Annotated in this window: 19 protein-coding genes; 10 read left to right on the top strand and 9 right to left on the bottom strand. The window is 66.7% G+C overall.

Features of this window, described 5'->3' with window-relative positions:
* Window positions 1–50 precede the first annotated feature (50 nt).
* Window positions 51–1,997 carry an acetate--CoA ligase gene (acs, locus tag L1088_RS01255; protein ID WP_234553385.1) on the top strand — a complete coding sequence of 649 codons (1,947 nt, stop codon included), beginning with the start codon at window positions 51–53 and terminating at the stop codon, window positions 1,995–1,997.
* 148 nt (window positions 1,998–2,145) lie between these two features.
* Here acs and L1088_RS01250 read toward each other — a convergent pair whose 3' ends face one another.
* From L1088_RS01250 to L1088_RS12400, 3 genes are all read right to left on the bottom strand, one after another.
* Window positions 2,146–2,532 carry a nuclear transport factor 2 family protein gene (locus L1088_RS01250; protein WP_234553384.1) on the bottom strand — a complete coding sequence of 129 codons (387 nt, stop codon included), beginning with the start codon at window positions 2,530–2,532 and terminating at the stop codon, window positions 2,146–2,148.
* 87 nt (window positions 2,533–2,619) lie between these two features.
* Window positions 2,620–4,164, bottom strand: a complete 1,545-nt coding sequence (locus L1088_RS01245) for an acyl-CoA mutase large subunit family protein (RefSeq protein ID WP_234553383.1) — start codon at window positions 4,162–4,164, stop codon at window positions 2,620–2,622.
* A gap of 9 nt (window positions 4,165–4,173) precedes the next feature.
* Complete coding sequence (locus tag L1088_RS12400; protein WP_267960886.1) at window positions 4,174–4,308, bottom strand: hypothetical protein; 135 nt, start codon at window positions 4,306–4,308, stop codon at window positions 4,174–4,176.
* A 98-nt stretch (window positions 4,309–4,406) separates the two neighbouring features.
* Here L1088_RS12400 and L1088_RS01240 point away from each other — a divergent pair, with 98 nt between their 5' ends.
* The 9 genes from L1088_RS01240 to L1088_RS01200 all read left to right on the top strand — a co-directional run bounded on the left by L1088_RS01240 (window position 4,407) and on the right by L1088_RS01200 (window position 11,430).
* A complete protein-coding gene (locus tag L1088_RS01240; RefSeq protein ID WP_234553382.1) occupies window positions 4,407–4,715 on the top strand; it encodes a winged helix-turn-helix transcriptional regulator in 309 nt (102 codons plus the stop codon).
* A complete protein-coding gene (gene minD / locus L1088_RS01235) occupies window positions 4,712–5,515 on the top strand; it encodes a septum site-determining protein MinD (RefSeq protein WP_038047260.1) in 804 nt (267 codons plus the stop codon). The genes L1088_RS01240 and minD overlap by 4 nt, the downstream gene beginning before the upstream one ends.
* Window positions 5,515–5,736, top strand: a complete 222-nt coding sequence (minE, locus tag L1088_RS01230; protein WP_038047258.1) for a cell division topological specificity factor MinE — start codon at window positions 5,515–5,517, stop codon at window positions 5,734–5,736. The genes minD and minE overlap by 1 nt, the downstream gene beginning before the upstream one ends.
* Before the next feature lie 4 nt (window positions 5,737–5,740).
* Window positions 5,741–6,820, top strand: a complete 1,080-nt coding sequence (gene rodA, locus L1088_RS01225; protein WP_234553381.1) for a rod shape-determining protein RodA — start codon at window positions 5,741–5,743, stop codon at window positions 6,818–6,820.
* Between the two features lie 433 nt (window positions 6,821–7,253).
* Window positions 7,254–8,324 (top strand): ABC transporter ATP-binding protein, encoded by a 1,071-nt coding sequence (locus L1088_RS01220; protein ID WP_234553380.1) that lies wholly within the window; start codon window positions 7,254–7,256, stop codon window positions 8,322–8,324.
* Window positions 8,317–9,177 (top strand): ABC transporter permease, encoded by an 861-nt coding sequence (locus tag L1088_RS01215; RefSeq protein WP_234553379.1) that lies wholly within the window; start codon window positions 8,317–8,319, stop codon window positions 9,175–9,177. Before L1088_RS01220 ends, L1088_RS01215 begins: the two co-directional genes overlap by 8 nt.
* On the top strand, window positions 9,174–9,953 hold the full coding sequence (locus L1088_RS01210) for an ABC transporter permease (protein ID WP_234553378.1): 780 nt from the start codon (window positions 9,174–9,176) through the stop codon (window positions 9,951–9,953). Before L1088_RS01215 ends, L1088_RS01210 begins: the two co-directional genes overlap by 4 nt.
* Entirely contained in the window at window positions 9,950–11,005 is a 1,056-nt protein-coding gene (locus L1088_RS01205; protein ID WP_234553377.1) for a polyamine ABC transporter substrate-binding protein, read from the top strand. The genes L1088_RS01210 and L1088_RS01205 overlap by 4 nt, the downstream gene beginning before the upstream one ends.
* A 35-nt stretch (window positions 11,006–11,040) precedes the next feature.
* On the top strand, window positions 11,041–11,430 hold the full coding sequence (locus L1088_RS01200) for a c-type cytochrome (protein WP_234553376.1): 390 nt from the start codon (window positions 11,041–11,043) through the stop codon (window positions 11,428–11,430).
* A 48-nt stretch (window positions 11,431–11,478) separates the two neighbouring features.
* Here L1088_RS01200 and ilvD read toward each other — a convergent pair whose 3' ends face one another.
* The 6 genes from ilvD to leuD are packed head-to-tail and all read right to left on the bottom strand — an operon-like array spanning window position 11,479 to window position 16,588.
* Complete coding sequence (gene ilvD / locus L1088_RS01195) at window positions 11,479–13,146, bottom strand: dihydroxy-acid dehydratase (protein ID WP_234553375.1); 1,668 nt, start codon at window positions 13,144–13,146, stop codon at window positions 11,479–11,481.
* The gene (locus L1088_RS01190) at window positions 13,143–13,877 is read right to left on the bottom strand and encodes an SDR family NAD(P)-dependent oxidoreductase (RefSeq protein ID WP_234553374.1); all 735 of its coding nucleotides are present in this window, start codon (window positions 13,875–13,877) and stop codon (window positions 13,143–13,145) included. The genes ilvD and L1088_RS01190 overlap by 4 nt, the downstream gene beginning before the upstream one ends.
* A complete protein-coding gene (locus L1088_RS01185) occupies window positions 13,874–14,407 on the bottom strand; it encodes a Uma2 family endonuclease (RefSeq protein WP_234553373.1) in 534 nt (177 codons plus the stop codon). Before L1088_RS01185 ends, L1088_RS01190 begins: the two co-directional genes overlap by 4 nt.
* A complete protein-coding gene (locus tag L1088_RS01180) occupies window positions 14,404–14,943 on the bottom strand; it encodes a Uma2 family endonuclease (RefSeq protein WP_234553372.1) in 540 nt (179 codons plus the stop codon). The genes L1088_RS01185 and L1088_RS01180 overlap by 4 nt, the downstream gene beginning before the upstream one ends.
* Before the next feature lie 5 nt (window positions 14,944–14,948).
* Complete coding sequence (gene leuB / locus L1088_RS01175; protein WP_234553371.1) at window positions 14,949–15,986, bottom strand: 3-isopropylmalate dehydrogenase; 1,038 nt, start codon at window positions 15,984–15,986, stop codon at window positions 14,949–14,951.
* A complete protein-coding gene (leuD, locus tag L1088_RS01170; RefSeq protein WP_234553370.1) occupies window positions 15,983–16,588 on the bottom strand; it encodes a 3-isopropylmalate dehydratase small subunit in 606 nt (201 codons plus the stop codon). The genes leuB and leuD overlap by 4 nt, the downstream gene beginning before the upstream one ends.
* Window positions 16,589–16,591: the final 3 nt, after the last annotated feature.

The following is a 16,591-nucleotide window of genomic DNA, read 5'->3' as shown; positions in this document are numbered from 1 at the left end:
CTTGACCCCGCACCGGGAGCGGCCTATCCTCGGGGCCAAAGGAGGGGGAGATGGACCGGATTGAAGGCGTGCTCAAGGAGGAGCGGGTATTCTACCCCAGCGAAGCTTTCCGCCAGCAGGCCCACATCAAGAGCGAGGAGGAGTATCAGCGCCTCTACGAGGAAAGCCTCAAAGACCCCGAGGGCTTCTGGGGGCGGGTGGCCTCGGAGCTCCACTGGTTTGAGCCCTGGCAGAAGGTGCTGGAGGGGGATCTGCCCCACCCCAAGTGGTTCGTGGGGGGCAAGACCAACCTCTCCTACAACGCCCTGGACCGCCATGTGGCCACCTGGCGCAAGAACAAGGCCGCCCTCATCTGGGAGGGGGAGCCGGGGGAGGAAAGGGTCCTCACCTACCACGACCTCTGGCGGGAGGTGCAGCGGTTCGCCAACGTCCTGAAGCGCCTGGGGGTGAAGAAGGGGGATAGGGTCACCATCTATTTGCCCATGATCCCCGAGGCGGCCATCGCCATGTTGGCCGCCACCCGCATCGGGGCGGTGCACTCCGTGGTCTTTGGGGGTTTTTCCAGCGGGGCCCTGGCCGACCGCATCAAGGACGCCGAGGCCAAGGTGCTTATCACCGCCGACGGGGGTTACCGCCGGGGCCAGGTGGTACCCCTAAAGCAGAACGCCGACGAGGCCCTCAAGGAGGCCCCCAGCGTGGAGCACGTGGTGGTGGTCCGCCGCACCGGGGAGGAGGTGCCCTGGACCCCAGGCCGGGACCACTGGTGGCACGAGCTCATGGAGGCGGCTTCAGACCGCTGCGAGGCGGAGCCCATGGAGGCGGAGGAGCCCCTCTTCATCCTCTACACCTCGGGCTCCACGGGGAAGCCCAAGGGCGTTCTCCACACCCTGGGCGGCTACATGACCTACGTCTACCTCACCACCAAGCTGGTCTTTGACCTGAAGGACGAGGATGTGTACTGGTGCACCGCGGACGTGGGCTGGATCACCGGGCACTCCTACGTGGTCTACGGCCCCCTCCTGAACGGGGCCACCACCGTGATGTACGAGGGGGCTCCCAACTGGCCCGAGCCCGACCGCTTCTGGCAGATCACCGATAAGTACGGGGTGAGCATCCTCTACACCGCCCCCACCGCCATCCGCGCCTTCATGAAGTGGGGGGAAGGCTGGCCCCTGAAGCACCGCCTGGACTCCTTGCGCCTTCTGGGCACCGTGGGGGAGCCCATCAACCCCGAGGCTTGGCTTTGGTACTACAACGTCATCGGCAAGGGGCGGTGCCCCATCGTGGACACCTGGTGGCAGACGGAAACCGGGGGCATCATGATCACCACCCTGCCCGGGGCCCACGCCATGAAGCCTGGGCATGCGGGGAAGCCCTTCTTCGGGGTGAAGCCCGAGATCCTGGATTCTGAGCACAAGCCCGTAGAGAACCCCGACGAGGGTGGGCACCTCTGCATCACCCGCCCCTGGCCCAGCATGCTCCGCACGGTGTGGGGTGACCCCGAGCGCTTCCTCCAGCAGTACTTCAGCCAGCACCCCGGGGTCTACTTCACCGGGGACGGGGCCCGGCGGGACCAGGACGGCTACCACATGATTCTGGGCCGGGTGGACGACGTCTTGAACGTGGCGGGGCACCGCCTGGGCACCATGGAGATCGAGTCGGCCCTGGTGGCCCACCCGGCGGTGGCCGAAGCGGCGGTGGTGGGCCGCCCTGACCCCCTGAAGGGGGAAGCCATCGTGGCCTTCGTGACCCTGAAGGAGGGGCATGCGCCCTCGGAGGCCTTGCGGGACGAGCTCAAGGCCCACGTGGCCAAGGTGATCGGGGCCATCGCCCGGCCCGATGAGGTGCGCTTCACCGAGGCCTTGCCCAAAACCCGCTCCGGCAAGATCATGCGCCGCCTCCTGCGGCAGATCGCCGCCGGGGAGAAGGAGATCAAGGGGGACACCTCCACCCTCGAGGACCGCTCGGTGGTGGAACGTCTGAAAGAGGGGGCCTAGGGTACCCCGTTGGGGCGCAAGCCCCAACGGGGGTCCCAAAGAAGCCACGGGCAAGCCACCAGCTTTGGTGCATGGGCGCGTGGCCTTCTTTCAGGCCCAGGGCCGGGGGTACCCCCGGCCCCTTCTTGACCCAGTTCGGCTTGGGAGGCTACTGGGCTGGGCTCTTGTGCACGTGCACCACCTTCCACCCCTCGGGGAAGCGCACCGCCACCCGGCTCTCGTTCACTGCCCGGTGGGTTAGCCCCCTTTCCTCCTCCACCGTGAGGAGGAGGGTGTAGCTTAAGATGGCTACGTCCCCGTAGCGCTGGAGGCGTTTTTCCAAGAGATCCAAGCGGTAGGGCCTGCCCCCTGTGGCAAAGCGGCGCTCCGTCATGTAGAGGTGGAAGGGCAGGCCGTCCAAGCGGTGGGGGGTCACGAACCACTCGTAGAGGGAGAGCTCCTCGTGGGTGGTGGCCCGGTAGTCCTCGGGGTCCCCCTCGTAGATGCTCCGTAGATGCCTTTCCAAAAAGCTCCAGAGTTCGGCCTCGCCTTCCATCCCTACCTCCTTCGTACCCCTCTTTCGCAGGTTTGGGAAGGTCCCCTGCGGAGGTTCTCGCCCTGACGGAGCCCAGGCAGGGCCTTCTTACCTCCCTGGCTGGTACTCCCCCCACTCTTCCCGCAGGACCCCGCAGACCTCCCCCAAGGTGGCCCGGCGGCGGAAGGCTTCCAGCACGTAGGGGAAGAGGTTCTCGCTCCCCCTGGCGGCCTGGCGCAGGTTCTCCAAGCCCACCCGCACGCTTTCCCCATCCCGCTTGGCCTTGAACTCGGCCAGCTCCCGCTTGCGCCTTTCGTGGAGCTCGGGGTCGATGCGCTGCACCGGGGTGGGCTCGTTGAGGGGGCTGTTGGGGTCAGCGAAGCGGTTCACCCCCACGATGACCCGCCGTCCCTCCTCCACCTCCTTCTGGAACTGCCAGGCCGACTCCTCGATGGCCCGCTGGAAGTATCCTGCCTCCACCGCGGCCACTGCGCCTCCTAGGGCATCGATCTCCTGGATAAGCCTTTCCGCTTCCTTCTCCAGCTGGTCCGTGAGGTGCTCCACGTAGAAGCTTCCCCCTAAGGGGTCCACGGCCCGGGTGACCCCGCTTTCAAAGGCCAGGATCTGCTGGGTGCGCAGGGCGAGAAGGGCGCTTTTCTCCGTGGGCAGGCCCAAGGCCTCGTCGTAGGCGTTGGTGTGGAGGCTCTGGGTGCCCCCCAGCACCGCCGCCAGGGCCTGGTAGGCGGTGCGCACCACGTTGTTGAGGGGCTCTTGGGCGGTGAGGGTGGAGCCTCCGGTCTGGGTGTGGAAGCGGAGCATCCAGCTCTTGGGGTCCTTGGCCCCGAACTCCTCCCGCATAATGCGGGCCCAAAGCCTTCTGGCGGCGCGGAACTTGGCGGCCTCCTCGAGGATGTCCCCGTGGGCGGCGAAGAAGAAGGAGAGCCGGGGGGCGAAGGCGTCCACCTCCAGGCCCCGCTCCAAAGCGGCCCGCACGTACGCCTTGCCGTCCGCCAGGGTGAAGGCGATCTCCTGGGCCGCCGTGGCCCCCGCCTCGCGGATGTGGTAGCCGGAGATGGAGATGGTGTTCCACTTGGGCACCCGCTGGGCGCAAAACTCGAAGATGTCCGTCACCAGGCGCATGGAGGGCCCGGGAGGGTAGATGTAGGTGCCCCGGGCGAAGTACTCCTTGAGGATGTCGTTCTGCACGGTCCCGGAAACCTTGTCCCAGGAAACTCCCTGTTCCTCGGCCACCAGGAGGTAGAGGGCCAGGAGCATCATGGCGGGGGCGTTGATGGTCATGCTGGTGGAAACCCGGTCCAGGGGGATGCCGCTAAAGAGCTTGCGCATGTCCTCGAGGGTGGCGATGGACACCCCCACCCGGCCCACCTCCCCCACGCTCATGGGGTGGTCGGGGTCCAGGCCCAGCTGGGTGGGGAGGTCAAAGGCCACGCTGAGCCCGGTCTGCCCTTGGGCCAGGAGGTATCGGTAGCGGGCGTTGGACTCCTCCGCGGTAGAAAACCCCGCATACTGCCGCATGGTCCAGAGCCTGTCCAGGTACATCCGGGGGTAGATGCCCCGGGTAAAGGGGTACTCCCCCGGGCGGCCCAGCCGTTCCCGGTAGCCTTCCGGTAAGGACTCAAAGAGGCCTTCCATGCTTTAGTTTTACAGGAAAATCCGCACCAGGAGTAGGAAGAGGAAGAGCACCCCCAAAACCAGGAAAATGGGGGGTAAAAGGAGGCTGTAGGCCGCCAGCACCAGGGCCAGGTAGTCCTTCCAGTCGGGCCGGACCTCCTTCATGCCCCCTCAGGATAGCGGCCTTGGGGGTTTGGGACAAGGCGCGGGGCGCTTTTGCTTTTGGGCGACATAGCTACGCCCGCTTTTGATAGCATTAGGCCATGGCCCTCTCCAAGAACGCCCGCAAGGTGCTTAAGGTCCTGGCCCGGCGCGGGGCTCCGGAGGTCCTCTTTGCCTTGAGCCGGGGTTCCTCCCGTTTCTCCGACCTGGAAAGCCTATTGGTGCTCTCCCCCCGCACCCTGGCAGAGCGGCTAAGGGAGTTTCACCTCCTGGGGTTCGTGGAGCGGCGGGCCTACCCCGAGGTGCCGCCCCGGGTAGAATACACCCTGACCCCGCGGGGTAAGCGGGTTTTGGAGTTTTTACGCGAATTGGAGCAGGTATTGGAGGTGGCGCAGGAGGGCGTGCGGTGAAAGCGAAAGCCATAGTGGTGACGTCGGGTAAGGGCGGGGTGGGGAAGACCACCACCACCGCCAACCTGGGTGCGGCTCTGGCCAAGCTGGGGGAGAAGGTGGCGGTCATCGACGTGGACGTGGGCCTCCGCAACCTGGATGTGGTGATGGGCCTCGAGGGCCGGGTGGTCTTCGATCTCATCGACGTCCTGGAGGGGCGGGCCAAGGTGCGCCAAGCCCTCATCCGCGACAAGCGGGTGGAGAACCTCTTCCTGCTCCCCGCCTCCCAGACCAAGGACAAGGAGGCCCTGGACGCCGCCCGGTTCCGGGAGCTGGTGCAGCGCCTCCTCACGGAGGAGGGCTTCGATCGGGTTCTCATCGATTCCCCTGCCGGCATCGAGAAGGGCTTCCAGACCGCCGCCGCCCCGGCGGAAGGGGCCTTGGTGGTGGTGAACCCCGAGGTCTCTAGCGTCCGGGACGCCGACCGCATCATCGGCCTCCTCGAGGCCCGGGAGATTCGGGAAAACTTCCTCATCATCAACCGCCTAAGGCCCAAGATGGTGGCCCGGGGGGATATGCTCTCGGTGGAGGACGTGGTGGAGATCTTAGGCCTCAAGCCCATCGGCATCATCCCCGAGGACGAGCAGGTCCTCATCTCCACCAACCAGGGGGAGCCTTTGGTCCTGAAGGGCACCAGCCCGGCGGCGGTGGCCTATCTGGAAACCGCCCGCAGGATCCGGGGGGAAGAGGTGCCCTTCCGCAACCTGGAGGAGGCCCAGGGCCTTCTGGCGGTGATCCGCAAGCTCTTCGGGGGTCGCTGATGTGGTGGCGCAGAAAGAGCAAGGATAAGGCCAAGGAAAGGCTCAAGCTGGTGCTGGCCTACGACCGGGCCAAACTCTCCCCGGGTTTGGTGGAGAGCCTGAAGCGGGACCTCCTGGAGGTCCTCCGCCGCTACTTCCCCGCTCAAGAAGAAGGGCTTTCCGTGGCCCTGGAGGAGCGGGGGGAGAAGATGGTTCTGGTGGCGGACATCCCCTTGCGCTAGCCCCATGGTCTTGAGGCGGCCCAATCTCCTGGCCTACGACTGGGGCTTCGTCCTCCTCGCCCTGACCATCCTGGTCCTAGGGTTTTTCAACCTGAAAAGTGCGGCGCCCGACCCCAGCCTCCTGCCGCGCCAGATCACGGCCTTTGCCTTGGGCCTTCTGCTGGCGGTGGGGGTGCAGTTCCTCTCCCGGCGTGCGGTGTTCGCCCTGGCCTACCCCCTTTACGCCCTCTCCTTGGTGCTACTCTTGGCGGTCTTAGCCGTGGGCAAGGAGATCAACGGGGCTAAGGCCTGGTTCGTCTTGGGGCCCTTGCAGTTCCAGCCCCTGGAGCTGGCCAAGCTGGGGTTGGTGTTGGCCCTGGCCCGCTTCTTGGAAGGCCGTTCGGTGGTCCGGGTCTGGGACTACCTCTTCCCTGGGCTCTTCGTGGCCCCGGTGGCGGCGCTTCTTCTGCTCCAGCCCGATCTGGGAGGCACGCTGGTGGTGCTCTTCGGGACCTTGGCCGTCCTTTTTGTGCGGGGCCTGCCCTGGAAGCACCTCCTGGTGGGGGTGCTGGCCCTGGCCCTTTTGGTGCCCACGGTGGTCTGGCCGAACCTGAAGCCCTACCAGCGGGAGCGGGTGCTCATCGTCTTGGACCCCTACCGCGACCCCTTGGGCCAGGGGTTCCAGGTGATACAGTCCACCATCGCCATCGGCTCGGGAGGGCTTTTCGGCAAGGGGTACGGCCAGGGCACCCAGACCCAGCTGGGCTTTGTCCCCTTCCGCCACACGGACTTCGTCTTCGCCGTCTGGGCAGAGGAGTGGGGCTTCGTGGGCACCCTGGCCCTCTTAGCCCTCTACGCTCTTTGGCTCACCCGCCTTTTGGGCCTGGCCCTGGAGTGCCCCCGGCTTGCGGACCGCCTCTTCATCGCCGGGGTGGGGGGTATGCTGGGCTTCCAGGTGCTGGTGAACCTGGGGGTGGCCCTGGGGGTAATGCCCGTCACCGGCCTCACCCTGCCCCTTTTCTCCTACGGGGGGTCTAGCCTCATGGCCACCCTTTTGTCGTTAGGGCTGGTGTTGTTGGTGCACCGAGACCGTGCGGCTCCATAGGAGGGGTTTATGAGGGCATGGTTCACTGCGCTTCTTGTGGCGTTGCTGGGTTGCAGTGGGCAAGTGCCGGACCTGGACCTCGAGGTCACGCCTCCAGTTTTGCGCCTTTCGCCAGGGGAAACGGGGCAACTTCTCGTGATCCTGCGTCCACAAGGGGGATTTTCCGGGGAGGTGTACCTGGGCTTGGCGGGAAAGGAAGCGGATACTCCTCCCCCATGGGTTTCTGGAGGGGGTGTGGTGGTCAGGGTGCGCGCGCCCTACACCACCGCTGACTTTTTTGTGAGGGTGGAAACGGTGGCGCCTCCAGGAACCCATACGTTGCGTGTGCTGGCCAGAAGGGGAAATCTTATCAGGTATGCTTCCTTTGATTTGGACGTGAGTCACCCTTGAGGGTACTCTTGTTGCAGAGGCCATCCCTGCTAAACTAGGCCCCGTGGCCGCGGACGTGCTCGTGCGCCTTTCCGGGGTGAGGAAGAGCTTTGGGGGCGTGGTGGCCTTGGACGGGGTGGACCTCGAGGTCAGGCGGGGCGAGTTCTTCAGCCTGCTGGGGCCCTCGGGTTGCGGGAAGACCACGCTCCTTAGGCTCCTGGCGGGGTTTGACACCCCGGATGCCGGGCGCATCGAGATCGCCGGAAAGGACATGGCGGGGGTGCCCCCCTACGACCGCCCGGTGAACACCGTCTTCCAGAACTACGCCCTCTTCCCCCACATGACCGTGGAGGCCAACGTGGCCTTTGGCCTGCGCATGAAGGGCCTGCCCCAGGCGGAAGTGCAGAGGAAGGTGGCCTGGGCGCTGGAGCTCGTGGACCTCCTGGGGCTGGAGAGGCGCTACCCTAGGGAGCTTTCCGGCGGGCAGCGGCAGCGGGTGGCCCTGGCCCGGGCCTTGGTGCTGGAGCCCGAGGTGCTCCTTTTGGACGAGCCCCTTTCCGCTTTGGACCTTAAGCTCCGCCAGGAACTCCGGGTGGAGCTCATGCAGCTCCAGAGGCGCCTGGGCAAGACCTTCATCTTCGTGACCCACGACCAGGAGGAGGCTTTGGTCATGTCCGACCGCATTGCGGTCATGCGGGCTGGGCGCATCGAGCAGCTGGGCCTCCCCGACGAGGTCTACGAGCGGCCCAAAAACCGCTTCGTGGCTGACTTCTTGGGGCGCTCCAACCTCCTTCCCGCCAGGCCTCACCCCCAAGGGGCGGAAACCCCCCTGGGGCCACTACGCTTGCGCGAGCCCCTTTCCCGGGAGGCCCTCCTGGTGATCCGGCCGGAGAAGATCCGCCTCTACCCCTTGGGGAACGGGGTGCCTGCCCGGGAGAACCTGGTGCGGGCTAGGGTGGAGGAGATCGTCTACACGGGGGCGGAGAACCAGTACTACCTGCGGGCAGGAGAGGTAAGGCTTCTGGCCTACACCCTGAACCAGGACCTGCAGGAGCCGGGGGCCGAGGAGTTCGCCTACGGGGAGGAGGTGCTCTGCTACCTTCCCCCAGAGAACCTGGTGGTGGTCCATGAATGAGGCCGCCACCCCCTTCCAGCGCTTCTTCCGGGTTTTGGTCACCGTAGGGCCTGGGGGGCTTTGGCTTCTCCTTTTCGTCCTCCTGCCCACCCTTTTGGTCCTCGTGGCCTCCTTCCTCACCCGGGGGCCCTATGGGGAGCTCTCGGGGCCCTTGGGCCTCCACAACTACGCCCGGGTGCTGGAGCCCCTCTACCTCGAGGCCTTCGCCCAAAGCCTCCTGGTGGGGGCCCTGTCCACCCTCCTCTCCGCCCTCCTGGGCTACCCTCTGGCCTTCTACATCGCCCGCCACCCCAAGCGGGACCTCCTCCTCTTCCTTCTCCTCCTGCCCTTCCTCACCAACTTCCTCATCCGGGTGTACGCCTGGCTGGTCCTCCTGCAGCGGGAGGGGCTCTTGAACGCCTTCCTAGGGGCTTTCGGCCTCGGGCCTTACGCCTTCTATCCCTCCTTCTTTGCGGTGCTCTTGACCACCGTTTACACCTTCTTGCCCTTCTTCGTGTTTCCGGTCTACGCCAGCGTGGAAAGGCTGGACTGGCAGCTTCTGGAGGCCGCCTACGACCTGGGGGCGAGGCCCGTTAGGGCCTTCTTGCATGCGGTCTTGCCTCAGACCTACCCCGGGCTTTTTGCGGGAAGCGTCCTGGTCTTCATCCCCGCCATGGGCACCTTTGTGGTGGCGGACCTCCTGGGGGCGGGGCGGGTGGTCCTCATCGGCAACCTCATCCAGCAGCAGTTCGGCGTGACGCGGGACTGGGCTTTTGGGGCGGCCTTAGGCGTCTTCCTCATGGGCTTTGTCCTCCTTTCCCTTTACCTCTACGCCCGCATCCAGGGGGAAAGGGGGCTGGAGGAGCTGGTATGAGGCGCCTCCTTTCCTTCCACGCCCTCCTGGTCTACGCCTTCTTGTACCTCCCCATCCTGGTCATCGTGGCCCTTTCCTTCAACGAGAGCCGCCGGGGGGTGCGCTTCACCGGCTTCACCTTGGACTGGTACCGGGCCCTCTTCCAGGATCCCAGGGTGCTGGAGTACTTCCTGAACACCCTCACCGTGGCCTTCGTCTCCACCTTGGTGTCCACGGTCCTGGGCACCCTCCTGGCCTTGGGCCTGGTGCGCTACCGCTTTCCCGGGAAGGGCTTCCTGCGCTACCTCCTCTACATCCCGGTGGTGGTGCCGGACGTGGTCATGGGGGTTTCCCTCCTCCTCCTCTTTGCTTTTGCCCGGGAGGCCTTGGGCTTTCCCAAGCTCTCCCTCCTCACGGTGATCCTGGGGCACATCACCTTCCAGGTGGCCTTCGTGACCCTGGTGGTCCGCTCCAGGCTCCTCCTCCTGGACCCGGCCCTCGAGGAGGCCGCCCGTGACCTGGGGGCCAGGGGCTTCCAGACCTTTTGGTACGTGACCCTGCCCTTGGCCTGGCCGGGGGTGGCGGCGGGGGCCCTCCTTGCCCTCACCCTTTCCCTGGACGACTTCGTGGTCACCTTCTTCACCGCGGGGCCCGGGGCCACCACGTTGCCCCTTTACATCTACTCCAGCGTGAAGCTGGGGGTGAGCCCCAAGGTCCACGCCCTCTCCACCCTTATCGTGGGTCTCAGCGCCTTCTTCCTGGCCCTCGGGTATGCTCTTAGCCGGAGGCGGGTATGAAGCGAGCGGGCATCCTGGTCGTGCTGCTTTTGCTGGTGGTCGTGGGCTTCCTCGTCCTGCGCCCCAAAGAGGCTAAGGCGGGAGCTACCCTCTACTTCCTGAACTGGGCGGACTACATCCCAGAGGAGCTCCTGAAGAAGTTCGAGGCGGAAACCGGGGCCAAGGTGGTCCTGGACACCTTTGAGTCCCCCGAGGCCATGCTGGCCAAGCTGAAGGCGGGGGCGGACCAGGAGTTCTCCCTGGTGGTGGCTCCGGACTACTACGTGCTGCAGATGGCCCGGGAGGGGCTCATCGTGCCCCTGGACAAGGCGAGGCTCCCTGGCCTTAAAAACCTAGATCCCTTCTTCCAGGATCCCCCTTACGACCCCGGCCTCACCTACTCCGTTCCCTACCTCTGGGGCACCACCGGCCTGGCCTACCGGGAGGACCTGGTGAAGGGGAGCGTGGACTCCTACGCCGTGCTCTTTGACCCGGCCCAGCAGGTGGGCCCCTTCCTCCTCCTGGACGAGATGCGGGAGACCATCGGGGCCGCTTTGAAGTACCTGGGCTATTCGGTGAACACCACCGACCCCCAGGCCCTGGAGAAGGCCAAGGCGCTCCTCATAGAGGCCAAGCGGCGCTCCGTGGGCTTCGCCGGGGGTGTGGAGGCCCTGAACCGCATCCTGGCGGGGGATGCCGCCCTTGCCCTGGCCTACTCGGGGGACGTGCTCCAGGCCCGGCAGGAGGACGAGCGCCTCCGCTACGCCCTCCCCAAGGAGGGCGGCACCCTGTGGACCGACGCCCTGGTGGTCCTGAAGCGAGGCCCGGCCCAGGAGCTGGCCTACCGCTTCGTGGACTTCCTTCTCCAGCCGGAAAACGCCGCCGCCCTTTCCCGGTACACCCAGTACGCCACCCCGGTGGCGGCGGCGGTGCCCCTCCTGCCCGAGGAGATGCGCCAAGACCCCACGGTCTTCCCCCCACAGGAGGCGCGGGCCAAGATGGAGTACCTGAAGGATTTGGGCCCAGACATCGCCCTCTTTGACCGGGTCTGGACCGAGGTGAAGGCCCGCTAAAGGCAGGGGGCTAGGACAGGGGCTATACTGGGCCCATGAAAAGGCTTCTTCCCCTCGTCTTCTTCCTGGCCTTGGGGCTTTCCGCGGCCTCGGCCCAGGGGGTGGAGGGGCTGTGGAGCCGGACCTGTGCCGTCTGCCACGGGGAGAAGGCCCAGGGGGTGCGGCCCTACCCGTCCCTCCAGGGGGTAGCCGCCCTCCTCGCCACCCCCGAGGGGCGGCGTTACCTGGTCTTGGTGGTCCTTTACGGCAAGAAGGGCGAGGCGGGGCTGATGCCTGGCTTCGCCCAGCTCAAGAACGAGGAGCTCGCCGCTCTCCTGAACCACCTTAAGGCCGTCCTCGGGGCTAAAGGGGAGCCTTTCACCCCGGAAGAGGTGCAAAAGGGCCGGGGACTGAATCTCACCCCCGAGCAAGTAAAGCGGCCGTAGAGCCCTTGCTGGGGCCCCCGCCTTGGCTTGGGCCAAGGCGGGGTGGTATTAGAGGGGGTCTTCCAGGACCGCTCCCTCGTCCGCCTGGCGCACCAGGGCAGCGTAGCGAGCGAAAAGGCCCTTGGTGAAGGCAGGGGAGCGGGGCTGCCAGCGGGCCCGCCTTCTTTCCAGCTCCTCCTCGGGCAGGAGGACCTCCAGGCGGCGCCCTTCCACGTCGATGCGCACCCGGTCCCCCTCCTCCAGGAGGGCGATGGGCCCGCCCACGAAGGCCTCGGGGGCGATGTGGCCGATCATGAGGCCCCGGGTGCCCCCGGAGAAGCGGCCGTCGGTGAGGAGGGCCACCTCCGGGCCCAGGCCTTCCCCCACCAGGGCGCTGGTGACGGAGAGCATCTCCGGCATGCCCGGCGCCCCCTTGGGTCCCACGTAGCGGATGACCAGCACGTCCCCGGGGCGGATATCCCCCTTAAGCACCTTCTCCATGGCGGCTTCCTCGGAGTCGAAGACCCGGGCCGGGCCCTCAAAGAAGGTGCGCTCGGTGCCGGCCAGTTTCAAGACCGCTCCCCTGGGGGCCAGGTTGCCCCTGAGGACCACCAGCCCCCCCTGAGGTTTTAAGGCGCGCCCCACGGGGAAGACCACCTGCTGCCCCTCCGTTTCCCGGTAGGCCCGTTCCACCTCCTCGGCCAGGGTCCTGCCGGTGAGGGTCCTTTCCTCCCCGTAAAGAAGCCCTGCTTCCAGGAGGTTTCGGAAGACCAAGGCGGTGCCCCCTGCCTCGTAGAGCTCCCAGGCGGTGTAGGTGCCCCAAGGGCGGAGGTCGGCGATGACCGGGGTGTTGCGGGACACCCGGTCAAAGTCGTCCAAGGAGAGCTCCACCCCCGCCTCCTTGGCCAGGGCCAGGAGGTGGAGCACGGCGTTGGTGCTCCCGCCGGTGGCGGCCACGGCGGCGATGCCGTTGAGGAAGCTCCTCCGCGTGAGGAAGTCTTTGGGCTTCCAGTCCCGTTCAATGGCCTCGGCCAGGATGCGCCCCGCTTCCCGGGTGGCCTTGGCCTTTTCCGGGTGCACGGCGGGGATGGCGTTGTAGCCCACGGGGGAGAGGCCCAGGGCCTCGAGGGCCATGGCCATGGTGTTGGCGGTATACTGGCCGCCGCAGGCCCCCGGGCCGGGGATGGCGTGCTTTTCGATGGCCAGAAGCTCCTCGTCGGTGATCTTCCCTGCGGCCCGTTGCCCCACCGCCTCGAACACGGAAACGATGGTGAGCTTCCTTCCTCCCCACTCCCCGGGGGCGATGGTCCCCCCGTAGAGGACCATGCCCGGCACCCCGCTGCGGATCACCCCCATGGCCCCGCCGGGGATGGTTTTGTCGCAGGCGGAGAGGACCGCCATGCCGTCGTAGAGGTAGCCTTGGGCCACAAGCTCCACGCTGTCGGCGATGACCTCGCGGCTCACCAGGCTCGCCCGCATGCCGGGGGTGCCCATGCTGATGCCGTCGGAGATGGCCGGGGCCCCGAACTCAAAGGGGAAGACCCCAGCTTCCCTAAGACCCGCCTTCACGTCCAGGGCTAAAGTCCGCAGGTGGTAGTTGCAGGGCATGCCGTCGGTGAAGGTGTTCACCACCCCCACGAAGGGCCTAGCGAAGTCCTCGTCCCCTACCCCCACCGCCCGAAGCATGGAGCGGGCGGGGGCTTGCTGCAGTCCCTTCTTGATGCGGTCGGATCTCATGCGTCCCTCCAGGATGCCGTCTTCCCGTGGAACTGGCGCGCCCGCGGCAAAAGGCGCACCAGCGCCTGGGCGGCCTGTTCCGGGGTGAGGAGGTAGCCCTCCTCCTTGTACCCTCTGAAAACCCGGTGGAGCACGGGGGCGGCGCTCCCCTGGGCCTCCCGGGCCTGGCGTTGCATCTCGGTCTCCACCACCCCAGGGCGGTAGACGAAACAGCTCACTTCCGGCACCTCGGCGGCAAGCTGTTTGGCCAAGTGCTCCTCCGCCGCCTTGGCCACCGCGTAGGCCCCGATGCCGGGGAGGTTAGACTCTGCCGCCCCGGAGCCCACATAGACCGCCAGACCTTCCCCCTGGGGCCGCAGGAGGGGGTAGGCGAAGCGAGCCAGCTGGTAGCCTGCCAGGAGGTTGGCCTCCAGCACTTCCAGGAAGAGGGGCTCGGCGATCTCGTAGACCAAGGGCCCCGGGTGCAGGACCCCGGCATTGTGGATGTACCCGTAAAAGCCCCCCAGGGCTTCCGCTTTCTTGACCAGGGCCTCCGCCACCTCGGCCTTCCCCGCGCTTCCCGCCACCGCCTCGGCCCTTACCCCTAAAGCCCGCACCGCCTCCAGAACCTCCAGCAAGGGCTTCTCCGAGCGGGCGTTCAGCACCAGGTGGTAGCCCGCCTTGGCCAGCTCCAGGGCCAGGGCCTTTCCAATCCCGCGGCTTGCCCCGGTGAGGATCAGGGTCTTTCTCATAGCAGGACCTCCACGGGGATCCCCACCCCCATAAAGCTCAGGGACTCGCCCGGCCCTAGGGCCCTCACCTCCTTGTAGCCTCCCTCCTTGGGCTCCCTATGCACCAGAACCCGCCTGCCTTCCAGGTCCACCACCCAGACCTCGGGCACGCCTCCCTTGGCGTAGAGGGGCACCTTCACCCCCAGGTCGTGGCGGAGGGAGGTGTCGGAGACCTCCACCACCAAAAGGGCGTCTTTCCCTTCCGGTAGCCTTTCCTCGTAGAAGTCGGGCCGGGGTGGCAGGAGGGCGAGGTCGGGGTAGAGCTCCGACTCCCCCACCACCAAGGGGCTTTGCACAAAGAGAATGGCCTTTTCTGGGACCAGGGGGGCGAGGAGGGCGGTGAGCCGGGCCACTTTGGCCGCATGGCGCTTGCCGATGGGGCTCATCTCCATAAGTTCTCCTTCCACCAGCTCCAGCCTCAAGCCCTCGGGGAAGACCCCGGCCTCCACCATGCGGTGGAACTCCTCCAGGGAGATCTTGTGGCGGGTCACGGCAGGACCTCCTTCACCGGGACCTTGAGCCCCAGCACCTCCAGCTCGCCCTCCTCGAGGGCCTCCCGCTCCCCATAGCCCTCCCCGGCGGGCCTGCGGAAGACGTGCACCCGGTCCCGGGCCAGGTCCACCACCCAGACCTCCGGCACCCCAGCCTGGGCGTAGAGGGGCACCTTGACGTTCAGGTCGTAGTCCAAGGAGGTGTCCGCCACCTCCACCACCAGGAGGGCATCCCGGGCCTCAGGCACCTTGTCGCGGTAGAAGTCTTCCCGGTAGGCGAGGAGGGCGAGGTCGGGCTGGGGCTCGTTTTCCGGGGAAAGCCTCAGAGGATCTTGCACCTGCAGAAGGGCTTTCCTCGCCTGCTGCAGGGGAAAAAGGAGATCCATAAGCCGTTTGACTGCCGCCATGTGGCGCTTGCCCACCGGACTCATGATGAAGATCTCCCCCCTCACCAGTTCCACCCGGGCGTCCTCGGGGAGGATGCCGGCCTCGTGCATGCGGTGGAAGTCCTCGGCGGTGAAGCGGTGGCGGAGCATTTTCCCTATTTTAGATGGCGGAGGACCTCCCTTGTGAAGGCTTCCGTGCCCGCGCTGCCCCCCAGGTCCGGCGGGGGGGCCTCCAGGAGGGCCTGGGCCACGGCGTCCTCCACCCTCCTTGCCAGCTCCACCAGGCCGAAGGCGTGCTCCAGCATCATGGCCGCGGAGAGGATGGCGGCGGTGGGGTTGGCGATGCCTTTCCCGGCGATATCCGGGGCGGAGCCGTGCACCGGTTCAAAAACCGGGGTGCCCCGCCCCAAGGAGGCGGAGGGGAGAAGCCCCAAGGAGCCGGGAAGCACCGAGGCCAGATCGGAGAGGATGTCCCCGAAGAGGTTCCCCGTGACCACCACGTCGAAGCGCCCCGGGTTCTTCACCAGGTGCATGGCCATGGCGTCCACGTACTGGTGCTCCAGGGCCACCTCGGGGTAGCCTTGGTGGACCTCCTCCACCGTCTTGCGCCAGAACTCCCCCACCTCCAAGACGTTGGCCTTGTCCACGCTCACCACGTGCTTCCTACGCTTCCTGGCCGCTTCAAAGGCTACCTTAGCCACCCGCTCCACCTCAGGGCGGGAGTAGCGTTCGGTGTTCCAGGCCTCGGCCTCCGACATCCCCCGGGGCTCCCCGAAATAGATGCCCCCGGTGAGCTCCCGCACGATGAGCAAGTCCACCCCCCGGGCCACTTCCTCCTTCAAAGGGGAAAGCCTTTCCAGGCCGGGGAAGACCTTGGCGGGGCGCAGGTTGGCGAAGAGGTCCTGGCTTTTCCTTAAAGCGAGAAGCCCGGTTTCCGGGCGGATCTTGCGGGGAAGGTTGTCCCACTTGGGCCCCCCCACGCTCCCCAGGAGCACCGCCTCCGCCCCTTCCACCCCCTTGCGGGTAACCTCGGGGAAGGGCTCGCCGAACTGGTCGATGGCCGCCCCGCCGAAGGGGTAGACCTCGTAGACGAGGCCCAGGCCGTGGCCCTCGTCCAGGGCCCGGAGCACCTTTAGGGCGGCTTCGGTCACCTCGGGGCCGATGCCGTCTCCCGGCAGGACCGCCAGCTTCATTCCGCCCTCCTGGGGTAGGGGAGCCTGCGGTCAAACTCGTCCAGAAGCTCCCCGGCTTCCAAAAGCTCCCCGATGGGGTCCCAAAGCCCTTCCACCAGGGCTTCCCGGGCGGCCTCGGGAATGGAGAGGGGGGCGGTGCGGTCCCCAAAGCGCACCTCCTTGGCCAGGAGGTCCACCTCCACCTCGAGGGCCGGGTCCTTCTCCACCGCCTGGAAGAGCACCTCCAGGTCCTCCGGAGCCAGGGTCACGCAGGGGAGGCCGATGGCGGTGGCGTTGCCGAAGAAGATCTCCGCGAAGCTTTCCCCGATGAGGGCTTTGAACCCGGCCCGCTTGATGGCCTGGGGGGCGTGTTCCCGGCTGGAGCCGGAGCCGAACCCCGCCTCCACCAGGAGGATGGTGGCCCCTCGGTACCGGGGGTCGTTCAGGGGGTGGGGCTTGGGGTTGCCCCCTTCGTCAAAGCGCTCGTCGTAGAAGAGATACTGGCCCAAGCCCTCAAAGGTGAGGGCCTTCATGAAGCGGGCGGGGATGATGCGGTCGGTGTCGATGTCCTCGCCCCTAAGGGGCACCGCCTTACCGCGGATGGTGGTGAACTTTTCCAGCATGGC

Origin of the sequence: Thermus caliditerrae (assembly GCF_021462525.1) — a bacterium.
GTDB classification, from domain to species: domain Bacteria; phylum Deinococcota; class Deinococci; order Deinococcales; family Thermaceae; genus Thermus; species Thermus caliditerrae.
The sequence above is the reverse complement of the archived record's forward strand: the minus strand, read 5'-3'. Positions and strand labels throughout refer to the sequence as shown.

What these genes read in the sequence shown, in the direction of transcription:
- acs (WP_234553385.1), top strand. Translation starts at nt 51, where the DNA reads ATGGACCGGATTGAAGGCGTGCTCAAGGAGGAGCGGGTATTCTACCCC.
- L1088_RS01250 (WP_234553384.1), bottom strand. Translation starts at nt 2,532, where the DNA reads ATGGAAGGCGAGGCCGAACTCTGGAGCTTTTTGGAAAGGCATCTACGG.
- L1088_RS01245 (WP_234553383.1), bottom strand. Translation starts at nt 4,164, where the DNA reads ATGGAAGGCCTCTTTGAGTCCTTACCGGAAGGCTACCGGGAACGGCTG.
- L1088_RS12400 (WP_267960886.1), bottom strand. Translation starts at nt 4,308, where the DNA reads ATGAAGGAGGTCCGGCCCGACTGGAAGGACTACCTGGCCCTGGTGCTG.
- L1088_RS01240 (WP_234553382.1), top strand. Translation starts at nt 4,407, where the DNA reads ATGGCCCTCTCCAAGAACGCCCGCAAGGTGCTTAAGGTCCTGGCCCGG.
- minE (WP_038047258.1), top strand. Translation starts at nt 5,515, where the DNA reads ATGTGGTGGCGCAGAAAGAGCAAGGATAAGGCCAAGGAAAGGCTCAAG.
- rodA (WP_234553381.1), top strand. Translation starts at nt 5,741, where the DNA reads ATGGTCTTGAGGCGGCCCAATCTCCTGGCCTACGACTGGGGCTTCGTC.
- L1088_RS01215 (WP_234553379.1), top strand. Translation starts at nt 8,317, where the DNA reads ATGAATGAGGCCGCCACCCCCTTCCAGCGCTTCTTCCGGGTTTTGGTC.
- L1088_RS01210 (WP_234553378.1), top strand. Translation starts at nt 9,174, where the DNA reads ATGAGGCGCCTCCTTTCCTTCCACGCCCTCCTGGTCTACGCCTTCTTG.
- L1088_RS01205 (WP_234553377.1), top strand. Translation starts at nt 9,950, where the DNA reads ATGAAGCGAGCGGGCATCCTGGTCGTGCTGCTTTTGCTGGTGGTCGTG.
- L1088_RS01200 (WP_234553376.1), top strand. Translation starts at nt 11,041, where the DNA reads ATGAAAAGGCTTCTTCCCCTCGTCTTCTTCCTGGCCTTGGGGCTTTCC.
- ilvD (WP_234553375.1), bottom strand. Translation starts at nt 13,146, where the DNA reads ATGAGATCCGACCGCATCAAGAAGGGACTGCAGCAAGCCCCCGCCCGC.
- L1088_RS01190 (WP_234553374.1), bottom strand. Translation starts at nt 13,877, where the DNA reads ATGAGAAAGACCCTGATCCTCACCGGGGCAAGCCGCGGGATTGGAAAG.
- L1088_RS01180 (WP_234553372.1), bottom strand. Translation starts at nt 14,943, where the DNA reads ATGCTCCGCCACCGCTTCACCGCCGAGGACTTCCACCGCATGCACGAG.
- leuB (WP_234553371.1), bottom strand. Translation starts at nt 15,986, where the DNA reads ATGAAGCTGGCGGTCCTGCCGGGAGACGGCATCGGCCCCGAGGTGACC.
- leuD (WP_234553370.1), bottom strand. Translation starts at nt 16,588, where the DNA reads ATGCTGGAAAAGTTCACCACCATCCGCGGTAAGGCGGTGCCCCTTAGG.